This window comes from Nocardia sp. NPDC006630 (assembly GCF_040611495.1).
Classification (GTDB): domain Bacteria; phylum Actinomycetota; class Actinomycetes; order Mycobacteriales; family Mycobacteriaceae; genus Nocardia.
Genome location: NZ_JBEXOK010000011.1, coordinates 111,620 through 129,253, shown reverse-complemented (window position 1 = coordinate 129,253; position 17,634 = coordinate 111,620). Strand labels below are relative to the sequence as shown.

Here is a 17,634-nt window from a genome sequence, read left to right as displayed (position 1 = left end):
CGAAACCTCTTGCCGTGTATGAGGTGTGGATCCCGGCCAAAAACATGCCGGGATGACGGGGGTTTCAGAGGAGTCAGGGCGTTGTTGTGGTGCGGAGGAAGGTGAGGATGGTGTCGGTGTGTCCGAGGATGGCGTGGCCTACGCCGGGGAGCACTTCGACCGTTGCGTTCGGGACGAATGTGGTTATGCGGCGGGCGGTTTCGGTGGAGTCGAGCATGACGTCGCGGTCGCCGACAAGGGTCAGGACAGGCATGGGAAGGGCGGCGAGTTGGGCGTCGGTGACGCGGGGGAGCCGTTCGGTGCGGGGGTTGAAGTGGGTGAAGGTCAGGGCGATATCGTCCAGGACCGGTCCGAGATCTGCTGCGTCCAGGCCGGTTACGGTCTGGGCTGAGCGGCGGATATCGTGGCGGCCCAGTAGCCGGGGGAGTATCTCTTTGAGGATCCAGCCGTAGCGCTGCTTGCCGACGCCGCCCGGGCAGAGCAGAGCCAGCCGGGTGATGCGGTCCGGGCGGCGGACGGCGTAATCCAGTGCGGTCCAGCCGCCGAGCGACATGCCCACCACGGCCGTGCGCGAAATGCCCAGTCCTGCCAGGACATCGTCCAGCCACAGTGCGACCGCGTCGGAGTTCAGCTTCGGGCGCACGGGTGCGCTGCCGCCGGGTTCGCCGACGAGGTCGACGGAGTAGGTGCGGAAATCCCTTGACCACGCGGCGATATCGCCGCGCCAGGTCGAGGAGTTGGCCCCGGAGCCGTGCAGCAGTACCAGCGGCGGCGCGTCCGCCGGTCCGGAGGCGAGGACGAAGGTCTCGCCCTCGCGGGTCGGAATATGCAGCTGCTCGGCGGGAATGGGCCAGTCGGCCAGCACTTCTCGGTAGCGGCGCGCAATCGCCTCCGCTCCGGCCTCGGATTTGTAGATCGGCGCGGGAGTCTTCTGCACAGTCGTGCTCATGAGGTGAGCACCCCTTCCATGTATTCGAGCAGGCGGGCGGTCTCGCCGAGCCCGCCCACGATGATGATTTTCAATCGCGCGCGTTCGGCGTCGTAGAAGGTCTGGAACCGCAGCGGTTCGTCTCCCGCCTGCCGATTGCCCGTCGCACCGCTCAGCAGCGTCGAAACCCGGTGCGCGGTGGCCTGATCCACGGCGTCGACCTCGACAATGCTGGACACCTCGCTGTGCCGCTCCCGCGCCGCGGAGTCCCGCAGCGCCTCGGGTACCGGCCGGCCGGTGAAAGCCTCCAGATCCGCATGCGCGATCCGGTACTGCTTGCCGATGCGCACAGCAGGCAGCTTCCCGTCCCGCACATAGCTGCGAACCGTCCGGACGTGCAGTCCGAGGCGTTCGGCCACTTCGTCCACCGAGTAGAGGCGTTCATTCACTTGAATGACCCTAAACGTCCCTATCGAATAGCGCAATAGGGATGTTTAGGGAAGTTTAGAGCTGTACGGCGGAGGTTTGCCTCTTCCGGTCCCGGTCGCGATTCAGGGGTGGCGGAACATCGTGGCCGGGTCCTTCCACCCGCCGACGGCGATGCGGAGTTGGCCGAGCAGGACCTTGGCGGCCGGGCTCAGCGTCCGCTCGTTGTTCCAGCCGAGTACCAGCCGTCCCGTCATCGGCGGATCGATATCGAGCATGCGCACCCCGAGTTCGGTGGCATCCGCACCGGCGAGCGGGGGGACGATGGCCACGCCGAGCCCGTGCCGGGCCAATCGAATGAGCAGCGGTGGCGCGGCCGCCTCGAAGGCCACATCGGGTGTCAGACCCGCTGCCGCGCAGGCTGTTTCGAGCACGGATCGAATCCCGGAGCCGGGAGGCAGGCAGATGAGCGGATGCTCGCACAGCTCGGCCAGGCCGATGCGGTCGCCGAAATCGGCATCGCGGGCGACCGCCGCGACAATGGTGGAATCGAAGACGATCTCGGTCGCGATGTCGGGCCCGAGGTCCGCGCTCGCAATGCTGAGCAGGGCGATATCGAGTTCGCCGTGCCGCAGCGCCGCGATCATCCGCTCGGAGGTGTCCTCGGTGAGCGAGATGGCGATCTGCGGATGGTCGCGGTGGTAGTCGGCCAGCACCTGCGCGATATCGATCTCGTCATTGGCCGCGCCGGAGATCAGGCCCACCCGCACCCGCCCGCGCAGCAGTCCGGTGAACTCGTCGACGGTGTGCGTGATCTGCTCGGTGGCCGCCAGTGCCGCCCGGGCGTGCGGTAGCACCGCCGCGCCGATCGGAGTGAGGCGGACCGTGCGGGTCGAACGATCCAGAAGTGGTTGTCCCAGTTCGCGTTCCAGCTGCCGGATCTGCGAACTCAGACCGGGTTGGGTCAGGTGCAGGCGGGCGGCCGCCCGGGTGAAGTTGGCCTCCTCGGCGACGGTGACGAAGTAGCGCAGCTGCCGCAGTTCCATAACTGCTGATTATAACTACTAGACAAACTAACTGTTGGAGTTATCAATCAGACCCGGGCAGAGTCATGGACATGACCAAGACAACGCACTCGATCACCGAATTGCCCGCCACCACCGGTCTGGTCCTGCGGCCGGGCGACGCCGGTTACGACGCCGAAATCTCGGGATTCCAAACCGCTTACACTCACCGCCCCGCCATCGTTGTCGCCGCCGCACACGCGGAGGATGTGCGCGCCGCCGTGGAATACGCGGCGCGGCACGGACTTCCAGTCGCCGTGCAGGCTACCGGGCACGGCCTCTCGGTTCCGGCCGACAGGGGAGTGCTCATCAATACCAGCCGTATGACCGATATCCGGATCGATGCCGCCGCCCGCGCCGCTCGGATCGGCGCCGGTGTGCAGGCCGGAAATCTCATCGCGGCCGCCGCCGCGCACGGGCTCGCACCCCTGAACGGTTCCTCGGATTCCGTCGGTGTGGTCGGCTACACCCTAGGCGGCGGCATCGGCCTGATGGCTCGCGAATTCGGTTATGCCGCAGATCATGTGCGCGCCGTCGAGATCGTCACCGCGGATGGACGGCTGCGCCGCCTGGAGCCCGGCGACGAACTCTTCGCAGCGGTGCTGGGCACCGGGGGAAATTTCGGTGTTGTCACCGCACTGGAGCTCGAATTGGTGCCGGTGGCAACGGTTTACGGCGGCCAGCTGCAATTCGACGCCGCGCTGGTGCCACAGGCGCTGGAGGCCTGGCGGCTGTGGACCGCCGATGTCCCCGAACAGCTTTCCTCCGCCATCACCATGATGACCATGCCGAATATCCCGCAGTTCCCGGAGCGTCTGCGCGGGAGGTACCTGGCCACGGTGAATATCGTCTACACCGGTTCCGAGGCCGAGGGGGAGCACCTGGTCGCACCGCTGCGCGCCGTCGGTGAACTGTTCTCGGACGACCTGCGGATGATGCCGTACACCGACAGCCACACCATCTACAACGATCCGCCGAACCCGCACCCGTACACCGCCACCAATGCGCTGCTTTCCGAGCTGCCGGCCGATGCCACCGATGCCTTCCTGGAGGCGACGGGGCCGCAGTCCCCGCTCCCGGTCGTCGCCGGTTTCCGTCACCTGGGCGGTGCGCTGGGCCGTCCCGGCCCGTCGGTGATGGAGCACCGCGACGCCGAGTACATCGCCCGCGCCATCGCCATGCCGGGGCCGGACGACGCCGCGATCGCCGACGGACTGGCGCGGATCCGGAAGACGCTGCAGCCCTGGACCATCGGACACAATCTGAACTTCCTCTACGGCGGTGGCGCCGCGGCGGACGAGGCGCAGACCCGCGCGGGCTACTCCGACTCCGGTTACGACCGCCTGGCCGCCCTCAAGTCGAAGTACGACGCCCGGAACCTCTTCCGCTTCAACCGCAATATCCTGCCGCACTGATCCGCTACCGCATCGCGCCCGCCAGTGCTCCGATGGCGGGCGCGACGCGTTTCCGGGAACCGGGAGGCCCTTGGCAGCGACCTCGGGAAGCGCTATCTTCGTGATATCACTTCGATACTAGGAGAGTGTCATGGAGATGCGTCGGACGTTCCGGGTGAACGGGTTCCTGATGCTGGGGGTCCTGATACTGCTGATCATCGCGATCGCCGTGGAGATCAACGGGCTCAAGGGAGACAACGACTCGGGGAGTTCCTCGACCGCGCTGGGCATACTGCTGGCGGTCACCATCCTCGCGGCGGTGCTGGTGCTGAGCGGGTTCGTGGTCGTGAATCCCAACCAGGCCAAGGTGATTCAGTTCTTCGGCCGCTACATCGGCTCCGTGGAGGAGTCGGGATTCCACTGGGTCACCCCGCTGAGCAGCCGCCGCAATATCTCGCTGCGGGTGCGGAATTTCGAGACCCAGAAGCTGAAGGTCAACGATTCGGCCGGCAACCCGGTGGAGATCGCCGCGGTGGTCGTCTACCGCGTGGTCGACAGCTTCAAATCGGCCTTCGCGGTCGACGACTATGTGGACTTCGTCCGGACCCAGTCCGAGACCGCGGTCCGGCACCTGGCCACCACCCACCCCTATCAGACCGATGAGGTGGACGGCACCAGTCTGCGCAATGGCGCCGAGATCGCCGGCGAGCTCACCACCGAACTGCGCGAGCGCACCGAACTGGCCGGTATCGACATTATCGAGGCCCGCATCACCCACCTCGCCTACGCGCCGGAGATCGCCCAGGCCATGCTGGTTCGCCAGCAGGCCGATCAGGTGGTCGCCGCCCGCAGCCGCATTGTGGCCGGCGCGGTCGGTATGGTCGGTATGGCCCTGGACAGCCTCGCGGAACAGGGCATGGTCGAACTCGATGAGGAGCGTAAGGCGGCAATGGTTTCCAACCTGCTGGTTGTCCTGTGTGGTGACCGCGCCGCCCAGCCCATCGTCAATGCCGGAACCCTCTACTCCTGATGCCGGTGGCCAAACGCGAACCGAAGCGAGTCCTGCTCCGGCTGGACCCGGCCGTCCACGACGCGATCGCCAAATGGGCCGCAGACGACCTTCGGAGCATCAACGCCCAGATCGAGTACGCCCTCCGCCTGGCGCTGAAACAAGCAGGGCGAGAACATAAATCCTCCTGATCGCCGGTACGCCCCCTCCCGTGAGCGAGAGGGGGCGTACCGCTGTCACGGGAACTGGTCCGCGCTGTCGATCCAGAAGGTGTCGCCGTTGTGCACCAGCTGCGCCCGGCGCGTCTCGGTGCCCACCTGTCCGTTGGTGTAGCGCACATTCAGCGCGTAGGTGACCGTCAAGTTGTCAGGATCGGAGACGATCCCCCACACCGATACCGAAGCGACTGTGGCCCAGTAGGACTGGTAGGCGCCGTAGCCGCCGATGGCCTCTTGATACCGCGGGGTCAAGCGGGCCCACGCGGCCGAGGTATTGCCCGGCAGCAGCGCGTAGTGCGTTCGCACGAACTCGGCCGTCCGGCTCGCCACCGAGGTGGGAACCGCGGTCGTGCTGGTGGCGCTGGGGGAGGGCGACTGCGGGGCGATATTCGACGATGTGCCGTTTCGCTGCATCAGCGGTACCAGTACGACCCCCGCCACGATGAGCAGCGCCATCACGGTGGCGGCGGCCCAGGCCAGTGCGCTCAATGATCGCTTCGCCGGGCTGGGCGCCGGTGTTCGGACGATTTCGGTGTCAGCCGTCGCGGCGGGTGCGGCCCAGGTCGGCTGTGCGGCGTCCGGAGCCGGTGGAGTGCGCTCAGTGACAACGGGTTCGGAGAATTCCGGTTCCGACGACCGCTGTCCGCCGAACAGTGCGGTGCGTGCCGCATCGGCCAATGCTCCGGCAGAGGGGTAGCGCTCTGCCGGGTTCTTGGCCATGCCGCGGGCAATGACCTCGTCGAAGGCCACCGGGACGCCGGCGACGGCCGACGGCCGCGGCGGCGGCACCGACAGATGCGCGGCGATCTGCCGTTCGGCGCTGTTACCCGGAAACGGTTTCGCACCGGCCAGGCATTCGTAGAAGACACATGCCAGCGCGTACACATCGGCGCGAGCATCGTATTCATCATGGGCGAGCCGCTCGGGGGCCATATAGGCGAAGGTGCCGATCGCCGCGCCCGCGGTGGTCAGGTCGGCATCGCCATCGCCGCGGGCAATGCCGAAATCGATGAGATAGCCGAAACCGCCTGCGGTGGTGAGGATATTGGACGGCTTCACGTCCCGGTGCACCAGACCCGCGCGGTGTGCGGCATCGAGAGCGGCGGCGATCTGCGCGAGATAGTCGACCGCGCGGTCGGCGGGCAGCCGGCCCGTGGCGGCGAGCGCCGAGGCGAGATCGACGCCCTCGACCAATCGCATATCCAGGAAGAGGCGACCGTCGATCTCCCCGTAGCCGTGAATCGGGATGATGTGCGGTTCGGTCAGCCGGGCCGCGGCCTGGGCTTCGCGCCGGAACCGTTCGCGGTAGGCCGGATCGTGTGCGAACTGCGGCGGCAGCACCTTGAGCGCCACGATCCGCTCGGTCTCCGTATCGAAGGCGCGGTAGACCCGGCCCATTCCCCCTTCACCGAGCAGCCCGAGAAGTCGATAGCGGCCGAACGGACTTTCCTCCACCCGGTACGCCTACCACACCCGGACCGGACCGGCAGGCTCAGGCGGGCTTCTCGGTGATGAAAATGGCTGTGCCCGGGAAGATTTCGCCGCGCAGCGGACTCCACTGGCCCCATTCGCGTTCCAGCCACTCGGGCCATTCGGGTTCTACCAGGTCGACCAGGTTCAGCCCGGCCGCGACGATTTCGCGGACGCGGTCACCGACGGTGCGGTGGTGCTCCACGTAGGTGGGTTCGCCGTCGGCGTCGAGTTCCACGTAGGGCGTGCGGTCGAAATACGGGATGGTCGCGCGCAGGCCCTCGGGTCCCGGATCGTCGGGGAAGATCCAGCGCATCGGGTGATTGACGGAGAAGACCCAGCGGCCGCCGGGGCGCAGCACCCGGGCCACCTCGCGCATCACCTTCGCGGAGTCGGCCACGAACGGCACGCCGCCGAAGGCCGAGCAGGCGAGATCGAAACTGGCGTCGGCGAAGGGCAGTTCCTCCGCGCCCGCCTGTACCAGCGGCACCCGCGGACCGCCCGCGGCCATGGCGGCCAGACCGCGGTCCAGCATCCGCCGCGAGATGTCGAGTCCGACCGGATGCGCGCCGTGCGCCGCGAGCCAGCGGGAGCAGGGTGCGCTGCCGCAGCCGATCTCCAGAATGCGCTTGCCGACGATGTCCCCGAGGAACCGCCAGTCGCCCTCGTGCAACCCCTCCGGACACCAGACGAACTCGCCCGCGGCCGAATCCACGCCCAGGAAATCGGCATGGGTCTCGTGATAGGCCGCGGCGTCCGCATCCCACCATCGGCGACTGGCACGCTGGCTGGCGTCCGAGTCAATCTTGGCGCGCGCCACACCCACGGTCCCGAGCAGGGAGTTCGCCTCGGCGTGGCGGTCGTCGTCGGGGAGGGCGGGCTGATCTTCGGGCATTGCCCAACCCTATCGACTCGCGACCGAGTACCCGTGTTTGCTTGGTACAACGGACGTCGCGTACGCTGTTTTCCGCGAGTGTCTTCTGTACTCGGATCGGCTCGGATGGTTCGAGTTGGTCCGGGCAGAGCAGATGATCGTGCTGTGAGTCACCCGTGCTATGAGTGCAGCGTTGTGCTCCGCCACAGCGAGGTGCTGTTGCATGACCCAACGTAGTTCCATCGCTGTGTGTTCGCAGCAATACCGAAAGCCCACATGTCCACTACCGACCACAATCCGTCCGGAGCCTCCCAACACATGCCCACTACTGTGACCTCGCCGCAGGTAGCCATTAACGATATTGGCTCCGCCGAGGACTTCCTCGCCGCCATCGACAAGACGATCAAGTACTTCAACGACGGCGATATCGTCGAAGGCACCATCGTCAAGGTCGACCGTGACGAGGTCCTTCTCGACATCGGTTACAAGACCGAAGGCGTCATCCCCTCCCGCGAACTGTCCATCAAGCACGATGTCGACCCGAATGAGGTCGTTTCCGTGGGCGATGAGGTCGAGGCCCTCGTTCTCACCAAGGAGGACAAGGAAGGCCGCCTGATCCTGTCGAAGAAGCGCGCGCAGTACGAGCGGGCTTGGGGCACGATCGAGGAGCTCAAGGAGAAGGACGAGGCCGTCAAGGGCACCGTCATCGAGGTCGTCAAGGGCGGCCTGATCCTCGACATCGGTCTTCGCGGCTTCCTTCCGGCTTCGCTGGTCGAGATGCGCCGTGTCCGCGATCTGCAGCCGTACGTCGGCAAGGAGATCGAGGCCAAGATCATCGAGCTGGACAAGAACCGCAACAACGTGGTTCTTTCCCGCCGTGCGTGGCTCGAGCAGACCCAGTCCGAGGTCCGCTCCGAGTTCCTGCACCAGCTGCAGAAGGGCCAGGTCCGCAAGGGCGTCGTGTCCTCCATCGTCAACTTCGGTGCCTTCGTGGACCTGGGTGGCGTCGACGGCCTGGTGCACGTCTCCGAGCTGTCCTGGAAGCACATCGACCACCCGTCCGAGGTTGTCGAGGTCGGCAACGAGGTCACCGTCGAGGTCCTCGACGTCGACCTGGACCGCGAGCGTGTCTCCCTGTCGCTCAAGGCAACTCAGGAAGACCCGTGGCGTCAGTTCGCCCGGACCCACGCGATCGGGCAGATCGTCCCAGGCAAGGTCACCAAGCTGGTCCCCTTCGGTGCCTTCGTGCGCGTCGAAGAGGGCATCGAGGGCCTGGTGCACATCTCCGAGCTGGCCGAGCGCCACGTCGAGGTCCCGGACCAGGTTGTGGCAGTCGGCGACGACGCCATGGTCAAGGTCATCGACATCGACCTGGAGCGTCGTCGTATCTCGCTCTCGCTGAAGCAGGCGAACGAGGACTACAACGCCGAGTTCGACCCGTCGAAGTACGGCATGGCCGACAGCTACGACGACCAGGGCAACTACATCTTCCCCGAGGGCTTCGATCCCGAGACCAACGAATGGCTCGAGGGTTCGGACAAGGTCCGGGAAGAGTGGGAAGGCCGGTACGCCGAGGCCGAGCGTCGCCACAAGATGCACACCGCTCAGATGGAGAAGATGGCCGCTGACGCTGCCGCCGAGGCCGCCAACGGCGGTTCCTCGAACTACTCCTCTGAGACCGGTGCTGCCGCTCCGGCCGCCGCCGCTTCGTCGTCCTCGTCCTCTGCCGAGCCCGCCGGTGGCTCGCTGGCGAGCGATGCGCAGCTGGCCGCACTGCGTGAGAAGCTGTCGGGCAACGCCTGATTCGCTGCTCTCGCAATAAGCGATAGCTAGAAGAGCCCCGGGTCCGCAATGGACCCGGGGCTTTTCGCTATTCTCGATACATATGTTTCCTTCCGCCATGGAGTCGGTGTCGCTGTGGGAGCGCCGCAAAGTCGAGGCCATGAGCCGTATCCAGCGGGTGGCGCTGGATCTGTTCGACGAGCACGGGTATCGCGATGTGACGGTCGAGCGGGTCGCGGGCGCGGCGGGGGTGTCGCCCAGCTCGATCTATCGGTATTTCGGGACCAAGGAGATGCTGGTCCTCTACGACGAGGCCGATCCGCAGATTCTCGAGGTGCTGCGGACCGCGGGTGGCGGCGCGACGGCCACGCCCGCCGAATTGCTCGCCGTGGCGCGGTCGCTGGCGCCGGTCCTGATCACCGCGATCATCACCCCCGAGGTCGAACGCCGCACCCGCATGCGCATGCAGCATGTGCTGACCATTCCCGAGGTGCGTGACCGGCAGGTCCGGCAGATGCGCGAACTCGAGGAGCAGTTCCGGGTGCTGATCGCCGAGCGCACCGGCCGCGATACCAACGATCTGCCATTGCGGATTGCCGTCGCCACCGTCATCTGGGGATGTACGGGGGCCCTGGACCATTGGGCCGCAACGGATTTCGCCGTGCCGATGCAGGCCGTCTACACCGCGGCGCTGGAGTCGATCCTGTCGGCGGTGGAGGCCGTGCTCGGCTGAGTCCGGCGCAGCGCCGGCAGCCACCAGTTCCAGCGGCCGAACAGCTGCATGAAGGCCGGCACCAGAATCAAGCGCACGATCACCGCGTCGATGGTGACCGCGACCGCCAGCGCGAAGCCGATCTGCTTCAGCTCCAGCACATTCGCGGTCACGAAGCTCGCGAAGACCGCGACCATGATGGCCGCCGCGGCGGTGATCGGGCGGGCCGTGTGCTGCAGCCCCTCCGCGACCGCGGCCGCATTGTCCGGATCGCGGTCCCAGGCCTCCTTCATGCGCCGCACCAGGAAGACCTCGTAATCCATGGACAGTCCGAACAGCACGGCGAATACCAGCAGCGGCAGATACACCTGCAGGAATCCGGTGCTGTGGAAGCCGAGCAGGGATTCGCCGATGCCGCGCTGGAACACCGCGACCGTAATGCCCAGTGCCGCACCGGTGGCCAGCAGATTGAGCGCAATCGCCTTGAGCGCCAGCACGATACTGCGGAAGGCGAAGACCAGGAATGCCATGGAGACCGTCAGTACCAGCGCGATGACCCAGGGGAAGCGGCTGGTGATGAGGGTCGAGACATCGGCGAAGGTCGCGGGGACACCACCGACCAGAATCTGCGCGGACTCGACAGTGCTTGCGCGAGTACGAATCTCCGCGGTCAGCTCGGCCACCGCGGTGGAGTCGAAGGAATCCTTCGGTACGACCAGGGCGAGCATGCGCCCATCGGCCTGCTGCGGCACCACCGAGGCGATGCGCGGATCGCGGTTCAACTCGGCCACGAAGCGGTTGGCGTCCACAACACCGTTGCCGGACAGGGCGGTATCGGCCGGGCCGGTCACCACCACCTGAATCGGGGACAGCAGACCGGGCCCGAAGTTGTTCTGCACCAACCGCGTCGCCTGCCCGGTGGGGCTGTCGCCCAGCGAATTCAACCCCATATCGATGCCGTACTTCATGCCGGTGAGGGGTGCGGCCGCGAGCACCAGCACCGCGACGCCGACCGCGCCGAAGAGCACCGGACGGCCCATGACAGTGCGCGCCCACCGGGCCCAGGCGCTGGAGGCGGTGTGCGCGCGGGTTTCGGCGGGACGAAGCCGCTGCGGCAGCGCACCGCGATTGATCGCCGGGCCGAGTGTGGCCAGTGCCGCGGGCAGCAGGGTGAATGCCGCGGCGAGGGTGGCGAGCACCGCGGTCACCACCCCGATCGCAATACCGTTGAGCATCGGCAGTCCGACCACCGCCAGAGCGCACAGCGAGATCATCACGATCAGCCCGGAGGCCAGTACGGTGCGGCCGGTGGTATCCAGTGCCGCGCCGACGGCGGCGAGAATCTCGGTGCGCACCTTCCGGTCTCGGACCTTGCGCCGGGTGAGCTCCTCGTTGAACCGGCTCACGAGGAACATGGTGTAGTCGATGGCGGTGCCGGTGCCGATCATGGTGGCGACCGACAGCACCAGCGAGTCGAAGACGAGAAAGCTGGTCAATCCGAACAGCAGGCCCACGGCCAGGGCGATCCCGGCGGCGGTGACGGTAATGGGTAGCGCGGCGGCGGCCAGCGCGCCCAGTGCGAGCACCAGTACCAGTGCCGCGACCGGCAATCCGATGCTCTCGGCGCGTTCCATATCGCCGGTTTCCGTCCGCATCTGTTCGCCTTCGACCGCGGCATACCCGGTGACCAGGGCCTGTACGCCGGAGTCCGCGACGGGTGTCAGCGCCGATTGCAGCTGAGCCACGACATCGACCCGCGCCGACATATCGCCATCGAGGCCGACAATGCCGAATGCGGTGCGCCGATCGGCCGAGATCTGCAGGGCGGCATTGCCTTCGAACGGCCCGACGGCGCCGGCCACACCCGCGGTCGCGCGGGCGGTGGCCAGCGCACGGTTGACGGCGGCCCGGAATTCGGGGCTGTCGGCGGTGTAGCGGCCGGAGTGGAAGACGATCAGATCCTGCTCCGTGCCGAGCTGCGAGAAATGTTCGGCCGCAAGTCGTTCCGCGGCAGCCGATGCGGATCCCGGGACGCCGTAGTCGGGTGCGCCGAGGCGGTGGTGCAGGGCCGGATAGGCGGCGGCGCACACCACGATCAGCAGCAGCCAGACGCCCAGCACCGCGCGGCGATGCCCGGCCATGAACATGCCGACCCGTCCGACGACGCCGATCCGCTCGCCGGAATGGGTGGGATCCTGCCGGGCGGATGTCGCGGATCGAGCCATCGTTCCCCCTGAACGCCGGATACCTGAGAGTGACTTTCAGGTATTGGCGTCAGCCTAGGCGGACTCTCGACCTACCTGCAAGGCACTGTCAGAAATTCGCGGTAGTGTGAGCACCGCCTCGGCGCGGCGCGGCGCCGGAAACCGGCCGGATACCGGTGGTTTGCTGTCCGGACATCATGCGAAGGTTTGATGTAGGTCAAGCGCCCAACTGGAAAGATTCGGCGCGTTCAGATGTCATCTAGCGGAAGGCGTTGTCGGAGTATGGGCTTGTTCGCCGGTATCAATCGACGGGATTTTCTGGCGAAGGCCATGGCTGCGGGCGGTGCGGCCGGCATGGCCTCGCTGGCCGGCCCGATTATCGAGCGGGCCTACGCCGCGGATCCGGCGGGCATGGGCGGGCTCGGCGATATCGAGCACTTCGTCCTGCTCATGCAGGAGAACCGCTCGTTCGACCACTACTTCGGAACCCTTTCCGGCGTGCGAGGATTCGATGACCCCTCACCGGCGTGGAACCAGTACGGCTATTCGCCGGGCGTCGGCCCGACCCCGGACGGTTTCATCAACCCGTTCCGCCTGGACACCGAGAGCGGCGCGAGCCTCGACGGCGAATGCATCAATGACCCGGACCACACCTGGGCGGGCATGCACAAGGCGTGGAACAACGGTAAGAACGACGGCTGGATGCCGATGTCCATCGCCTCGGTCGGCGCCGGAAACGGCCCTGCCGCCATGGGTTACTACACCCGCGCCGATATTCCGGTGCACCACGATCTCGCGGACGCCTTCACCATTGCCGACGGCTACCACTGCTCGGTGCTGGGTCCCACCGATCCGAATCGGCTGTACTGGATGTCAGGCACCATCGATCCGGACGGGCTCAACGGCGGTCCGCTGCTGCAGACCCCCACGCTCATCCCGCAGAACGCCTACAGCTGGCGGACCATGCCGGAGAACCTCTCTGATGCCGGTGTGAGCTGGAAGATCTACAACAATCGGGATGTCGGCCCGCTGTCCTCGGTGATTCTCGACGGCATGCTGGGCTGCTTCAAGCAGGCCGCCGATCCGGCTTCAGAGTTGGCGCGCCGCGGTAAGGTCCCGGCCTACCCCAGCGATTTCGCCGCCGATGTGGCCGCCAATCAGCTGCCCGCCGTCTCCTGGGTGATCCCGTCGCTGCTCAACTGCGAACATCCGGCGCTGCCACCGGCTTTGGGTGCGGTCGGCATTATGCAGGTCCTCGATATCCTCACCTCGAATCCGGCGGTGTGGGAGAAGACCGCGCTCATCGTCAGCTATGACGAGAACGGCGGCTTCTTCGATCACGTCACGCCGCCGACCGCGCCGCCCGGCACGCCGGGGGAGTACGTCACCGTGCCGCTGGACAAGGCCGAGAAGTCGGAGGGCATCGCGGGCCCGATCGGGCTGGGCTACCGCGTCCCGTGCTTCGTGATTTCCCCGTACAGCCGAGGCGGTTTGGTCGCCTCGGAGACCTTCGACCACACCTCGCAATTGCGTTTGCTGGAGCGTCGCTTCGGCGTGGACGTGCCGAACCTGACCCCGTGGCGGCGCAGCGTCACCGGCGATATGACCTCGGCCTTCGATTTCGCCTCGGGTCGCGATGCGGTGAAGCCCGCCTTCGGGCCCGCGGACCGCAAGGTGAATGCCGCACTGGCGCAGTGTGGTCCGAATGTCGCGCTCGGCTACGCGAATGCCGGTATCCCGTATCCGGTGCCGCCGAACTCGATGCCGACCCAGGAGCCGGGTAGCCGTCGTAAGCCCAGCGGCCTCGTCTGAGGTCGCTGGACTACTGCTGTACGGAGTGCACACGAGAGTGGCCCAGTCCCGATCGGGGCTGGGCCACAGTCGTATTCGCAGTCACATGGCGGTGGCCGGAACCCAGCGGACGGTGGCCGAGGTGGAGCGAGAGCGTTTTCGCATGGCGGCCAGACTGTGCCGTGCGGGACTGAGCAGTGCGCTGAACCAGGCGCGACGATGCTCGGCCAGCGCTGCCGCGACCGCGGGAATCTCGATGCAGTGCATCGTGCCCGGCAGTCCCAGACGGTGCCGACCCGTCTGGTTGTTTTTGGTGCCCAATGGTGTTCCTTCTCCTACGTGTTTCCGGCCATGGATCGCCTGCGGCGAAACCTTAGCCGAACGAAAGTGTGCGACACCGGATTTTGCACGACTTTCTCCCCGGCGTGTCGGAATGTTGCCGACCAATGGTCGGGATTGGGCGAAAAAGTTGCGAATCGGTCTCGTAAATATCACGGAATGGGCAAACTGTCGGCGCGCTGGTGGAATTGCCCAGGTGAGTGGGTAATCCAACCTTTCGGCTGGTGAGGGGCAGTGCGCGCGGCGGGAGTGGGAAATGCGAGACTGGGGAAATGTTGCGAATCGGTCTCACCGGAGGCATGGGAGCGGGTAAATCCACCGTCGCCCGCATTCTCGTCGAACGCGGTGCGGTGCTGGTGGACAGTGATGTCATCGCGCGTGAAGTGGTCGCCCCCGGCACCGAGGGGCTGACGGCCCTGGTCGATGCCTTCGGGGAGGAAATCCTCGCCGCCGACGGCAGCCTGGATCGACCGGCGCTGGCGGCCAAGGCATTCGCCAGTGACGGAGCTCGCGCCATCCTCAATGGCATCGTGCATCCGCTGGTCGGCAAGCGCACCGCCGAGCTCATCGGCTCCGCGCCCGCCGACGGCATTGTCGTACAGGACATTCCGCTCCTGGTGGAGAACGGCCTGGCGCCGTTCATGAATCTGGTGGTGGTCGTCGACGCCGCCGAGGAGACCCGGCTGCACCGCCTGGTGCAGTTCCGCGGTATCGACGAGGCCGACGCCCGTGCGCGAATCGCGGCCCAGGCCACCGATGCTCAGCGCCGTGCCGTCGCCGATGTGCTGCTCGACAACAATGGCGCCGGCGGCGAGATCGATGCCGCGGTGCACCGGCTGTGGGAGGAGCGGCTGATCCCCTTCGAACACAATCTGCGCACCCGCACCCCCGCGCCGCGGCCCGCCGAATCGCCGGTGGTGGAGGCGAATCCGGAGTGGCCCGCGGCGGCGCGGCGGATTATCGCCCGGCTCGCGGTCGCCTGCGGAGCCGATGCGCGGAGCATCGAACACGTCGGGCCGACCGCGGTGGCGGGCAAGCCCGCGGAGGATGTGCTCGATATTCGCCTAGCGGTCGCCGGTGCGAGCGTGGCCGAGGGGCTGCGGGATCGCTTGGCGGAGATCGGTTTTCCGCGTGTCGACGCTGCGGCGGGTGGTGCGGAAGTCCGGCACGCCACGGCGGATCCGGGGCGTCCCGCGAATGTGATCGTCGCCGCCGAGGCGTGAATTCGGCCGTCGGCCCCGGCGTGCGCGCCGGGGCCCGCGGTGCTTACATCCAGGTCAGGGTGATGTCCCGGGCCTGCAGCCAGGACTCGAAATTATGGCCGTGCGCGGCGATTCCGTCGATGACGGTGGTCGCGGTCTCGATGGCCTGCTGGGACTCGGACAGGTCCAGATAGCCGGCGGCGTGTGCGGCGAGCAGTTCGTCCACATCGAGCAGTTCGACCTCGCGATTGCTGCGCACCACCAGATCCAGGTAGTGGTCCACCGACTTCCAGCGCTTCGGTCCGACCTGTGCGTATTCCCCGATATCGATGTAGTAGTCCTGATCGCGCAGGTGTGCCGGGGTGAAGTGGAAGACCGTGGCGCGAATGGACAGGCTTGGCAGCAGCCAGGATTCGATGTAGTGGAACTCCGGATGATCCGACGTCCGCGCCATGTACAGGCCCCAGGGCTCGACCTGGTAGCGCTCGACCGCGCGGACGAAGCCCTTCGGGTCGATATTGGTGAGCTCATCGACGTTGAAGTACTCCACCTTGGGCCGGTGTAGATCTACCGCGGGCGCCTGAGTCATGCCAACAGCATCGCTTGTCGGGCCGTCATCGTCCAGAGGAGTGTGCCCAAGTCGTGGCCGGAACTGGGTAAACAGTGTTTTACGGGACTATTTTCCGGAAAATCGCAATGTGAAACACCAGTGTTCGTTACGGTGCGGCTACCCACACCTGACGTGGGTGGTACATACCAAGAGGGAAGTACACAGTATGAACGCAATGAGCGCCCGCGCTCGCCGCGCCGGAATGGGTCTGACCGCCTTCGGTGCTGCTGCCGCGACCATGGTTCTGGTAGCGCCCCAGGCCAGCGCCTGGGTTAGTGATATCTCGGTCGGCGGCTCGAATCAACAGGTGGGTTGCGCCTATACGGTCACGGCCACCGTCGCGATCGACCGCCTGCTGTCGGTGAGCTTCACCGATAACGGCACCGCGATCACCGGCAGCCCGGTCACCCCGTCGCTGCTGAGCAATTCGGTCACCATCCAGTGGACCCCGACCACCGCCGGCGCCCACACCATTCAGGCGACCCAGGACCTGATCAGCAAGTCGACCGTGGTCCAGGTTTCTCCGTCCAGCGCCTTCGGCAGCGTGGGCTGCGGCCTGAACGGTCTGTTCCCGAGCCTGTCCGGTTAAGTCGGAGGTCGGACAGTAAGCGAAAGCCACCCGGGCCGAACACAATACGGACCGGGTGGCCTTTTCGCGGCGCGCTGGCCGAAGCGCCTTTACAACCAGCTGAGCGCGAGACCCTTGGTGGCGAGCCAGCGGTCGACATCATGACCGCACGCGGCGAGACCGTCCACGACCGCCGCCGCACGCTCGATGGCTCGATGGGTGCGAGCGGTATCGAAGTGCCCGGCGGCGTGCGCCGAGAGCAACTCGTCGATGCCGAGCAGCTCGGGCATCTGGCCGGGGCGGGCCACCACGTGTAGATAGTGTCCCTCGGCGCGCCACTTCTTGGGCTCGATCCGGGTGTAATCGCCGATGTCGAGGTAGTAGGTCTGCCCGCGATCATGGCCCGGCCGTAGGTGATACACGGTCACGCGCAGGGAAAGCTCTGGGAGCAACCAGGATTCGATGTAGTGGAAGCGCGGATTGTCCACGATCCGCTCCACATACAGACCCCACGGTTGCGCGGCCATCCGCTCGACCTGATGTAAGTAACCGTGATAATCGGTCCAGGACAGCGCCTCCAGATTGAAATACTCGAGCCTGGGTCGATGCGGCGATACTGGGGGAGTGGTGTTTCCCATCCGGCGCGGGTCAGCGCCGTTGGTGGAATTCCGCTGTGGCATATGCAGACCGGTCATCGCCCTGCCTCTTCTCCGACTCGTGCAACCAGCCAGATCAGGTTACACCTGGGTCCTGGGAATCGGACGGCCGTGCGCGGAACGGAATTTCGCGGGCATCTCCTGGAGTTTCTTTGAACTTCCTTGGGAGAAACTATAATTCGGACATTTGGTACAGCGGGATCTGTTCGGCGCCGGGGCCGGGCGAAAGTAAACGCTTAGAAATATCCTCAGGTCCCGACCGTGCCACGCCGGGGTATCCGAGGCGCTCGGCTCGTTCCCGATGCGGTGCCTCGCGCGCGCACCCGCGGGATGCATCGGTCCGGATCGGCCGGCGCGGGCGCGGGCGGCCCGGGGCATCGGCCGCGG

Annotated in this window: 16 protein-coding genes and 1 pseudogene; 8 read left to right on the top strand and 9 right to left on the bottom strand. The window is 66.4% G+C overall.

Annotated elements, in window-relative coordinates; translation table 11 throughout:
• Positions 1 to 73: 73 nt before the first annotated feature.
• The 3 genes from ABZX86_RS31120 to ABZX86_RS31110 all read right to left on the bottom strand — a co-directional run bounded on the left by ABZX86_RS31120 (position 74) and on the right by ABZX86_RS31110 (position 2,400).
• Positions 74 to 949, bottom strand: coding sequence for an alpha/beta fold hydrolase (locus tag ABZX86_RS31120; RefSeq protein WP_355128518.1), 876 nt, complete (start codon positions 947 to 949; stop codon positions 74 to 76).
• Positions 946 to 1,377 (bottom strand): helix-turn-helix domain-containing protein, encoded by a 432-nt coding sequence (locus ABZX86_RS31115; RefSeq protein WP_355128516.1) that lies wholly within the window; start codon positions 1,375 to 1,377, stop codon positions 946 to 948. Before ABZX86_RS31115 ends, ABZX86_RS31120 begins: the two co-directional genes overlap by 4 nt.
• A 102-nt stretch (positions 1,378 to 1,479) precedes the next feature.
• Positions 1,480 to 2,400, bottom strand: a complete 921-nt coding sequence (locus ABZX86_RS31110) for a LysR family transcriptional regulator (RefSeq protein ID WP_355128514.1) — start codon at positions 2,398 to 2,400, stop codon at positions 1,480 to 1,482.
• Between the two features lie 71 nt (positions 2,401 to 2,471).
• On the opposite strand from ABZX86_RS31110, the gene ABZX86_RS31105 reads away from it, so the two are divergent.
• From ABZX86_RS31105 to ABZX86_RS31095, 3 genes are all read left to right on the top strand, one after another.
• Positions 2,472 to 3,833 carry an FAD-binding oxidoreductase gene (locus ABZX86_RS31105; RefSeq protein WP_355128512.1) on the top strand — a complete coding sequence of 454 codons (1,362 nt, stop codon included), beginning with the start codon at positions 2,472 to 2,474 and terminating at the stop codon, positions 3,831 to 3,833.
• A 130-nt stretch (positions 3,834 to 3,963) separates the two neighbouring features.
• Complete coding sequence (locus ABZX86_RS31100) at positions 3,964 to 4,842, top strand: SPFH domain-containing protein (RefSeq protein ID WP_355128510.1); 879 nt, start codon at positions 3,964 to 3,966, stop codon at positions 4,840 to 4,842.
• Positions 4,843 to 4,847: 5 nt separating this feature from the next.
• Positions 4,848 to 5,012 (top strand): hypothetical protein, encoded by a 165-nt coding sequence (locus ABZX86_RS31095; protein ID WP_355128983.1) that lies wholly within the window; start codon positions 4,848 to 4,850, stop codon positions 5,010 to 5,012.
• 45 nt (positions 5,013 to 5,057) lie between these two features.
• Here ABZX86_RS31095 and ABZX86_RS31090 read toward each other — a convergent pair whose 3' ends face one another.
• Together ABZX86_RS31090 and ABZX86_RS31085 are read right to left on the bottom strand one after the other, a co-directional pair.
• Positions 5,058 to 6,494, bottom strand: a complete 1,437-nt coding sequence (locus ABZX86_RS31090; RefSeq protein WP_355128508.1) for a serine/threonine-protein kinase — start codon at positions 6,492 to 6,494, stop codon at positions 5,058 to 5,060.
• 37 nt (positions 6,495 to 6,531) lie between these two features.
• Positions 6,532 to 7,404: a class I SAM-dependent methyltransferase gene (locus ABZX86_RS31085; protein ID WP_355128506.1), complete on the bottom strand. Its 873-nt coding sequence runs from the start codon at positions 7,402 to 7,404 to the stop codon at positions 6,532 to 6,534.
• A 297-nt stretch (positions 7,405 to 7,701) separates the two neighbouring features.
• Here ABZX86_RS31085 and rpsA point away from each other — a divergent pair, with 297 nt between their 5' ends.
• On the top strand, positions 7,702 to 9,186 hold the full coding sequence (gene rpsA, locus ABZX86_RS31080) for a 30S ribosomal protein S1 (protein WP_355128505.1): 1,485 nt from the start codon (positions 7,702 to 7,704) through the stop codon (positions 9,184 to 9,186).
• An 82-nt stretch (positions 9,187 to 9,268) separates the two neighbouring features.
• Positions 9,269 to 9,898 (top strand): TetR family transcriptional regulator, encoded by a 630-nt coding sequence (locus tag ABZX86_RS31075; protein ID WP_355128503.1) that lies wholly within the window; start codon positions 9,269 to 9,271, stop codon positions 9,896 to 9,898.
• On the opposite strand, the gene ABZX86_RS31070 is transcribed toward ABZX86_RS31075, so the two are convergent.
• A complete protein-coding gene (locus ABZX86_RS31070; protein ID WP_355128501.1) occupies positions 9,844 to 12,102 on the bottom strand; it encodes an MMPL family transporter in 2,259 nt (752 codons plus the stop codon). The two genes, ABZX86_RS31075 and ABZX86_RS31070, sit on opposite strands and share 55 nt — an antisense overlap.
• Before the next feature lie 261 nt (positions 12,103 to 12,363).
• On the opposite strand from ABZX86_RS31070, the gene ABZX86_RS31065 reads away from it, so the two are divergent.
• Entirely contained in the window at positions 12,364 to 13,893 is a 1,530-nt protein-coding gene (locus ABZX86_RS31065) for an alkaline phosphatase family protein (protein WP_355128499.1), read from the top strand.
• A gap of 81 nt (positions 13,894 to 13,974) precedes the next feature.
• On the opposite strand, the gene ABZX86_RS31060 is transcribed toward ABZX86_RS31065, so the two are convergent.
• On the bottom strand, positions 13,975 to 14,193 hold the full coding sequence (locus ABZX86_RS31060; protein ID WP_327146773.1) for a hypothetical protein: 219 nt from the start codon (positions 14,191 to 14,193) through the stop codon (positions 13,975 to 13,977).
• A 290-nt stretch (positions 14,194 to 14,483) separates the two neighbouring features.
• On the opposite strand from ABZX86_RS31060, the pseudogene coaE reads away from it, so the two are divergent.
• A pseudogene (gene coaE / locus ABZX86_RS31055) lies at positions 14,484 to 15,413 on the top strand (dephospho-CoA kinase); the annotation flags it as partial.
• Between the two features lie 64 nt (positions 15,414 to 15,477).
• Here coaE and ABZX86_RS31050 read toward each other — a convergent pair.
• A complete protein-coding gene (locus ABZX86_RS31050) occupies positions 15,478 to 16,002 on the bottom strand; it encodes a DUF402 domain-containing protein (RefSeq protein WP_327140818.1) in 525 nt (174 codons plus the stop codon).
• A 196-nt stretch (positions 16,003 to 16,198) separates the two neighbouring features.
• On the opposite strand from ABZX86_RS31050, the gene ABZX86_RS31045 reads away from it, so the two are divergent.
• Positions 16,199 to 16,612, top strand: coding sequence for a hypothetical protein (locus tag ABZX86_RS31045; protein ID WP_355128497.1), 414 nt, complete (start codon positions 16,199 to 16,201; stop codon positions 16,610 to 16,612).
• Positions 16,613 to 16,701: 89 nt separating this feature from the next.
• Here ABZX86_RS31045 and ABZX86_RS31040 read toward each other — a convergent pair whose 3' ends face one another.
• Positions 16,702 to 17,286: a DUF402 domain-containing protein gene (locus tag ABZX86_RS31040; RefSeq protein ID WP_355128495.1), complete on the bottom strand. Its 585-nt coding sequence runs from the start codon at positions 17,284 to 17,286 to the stop codon at positions 16,702 to 16,704.
• Positions 17,287 to 17,634 lie beyond the last annotated feature (348 nt).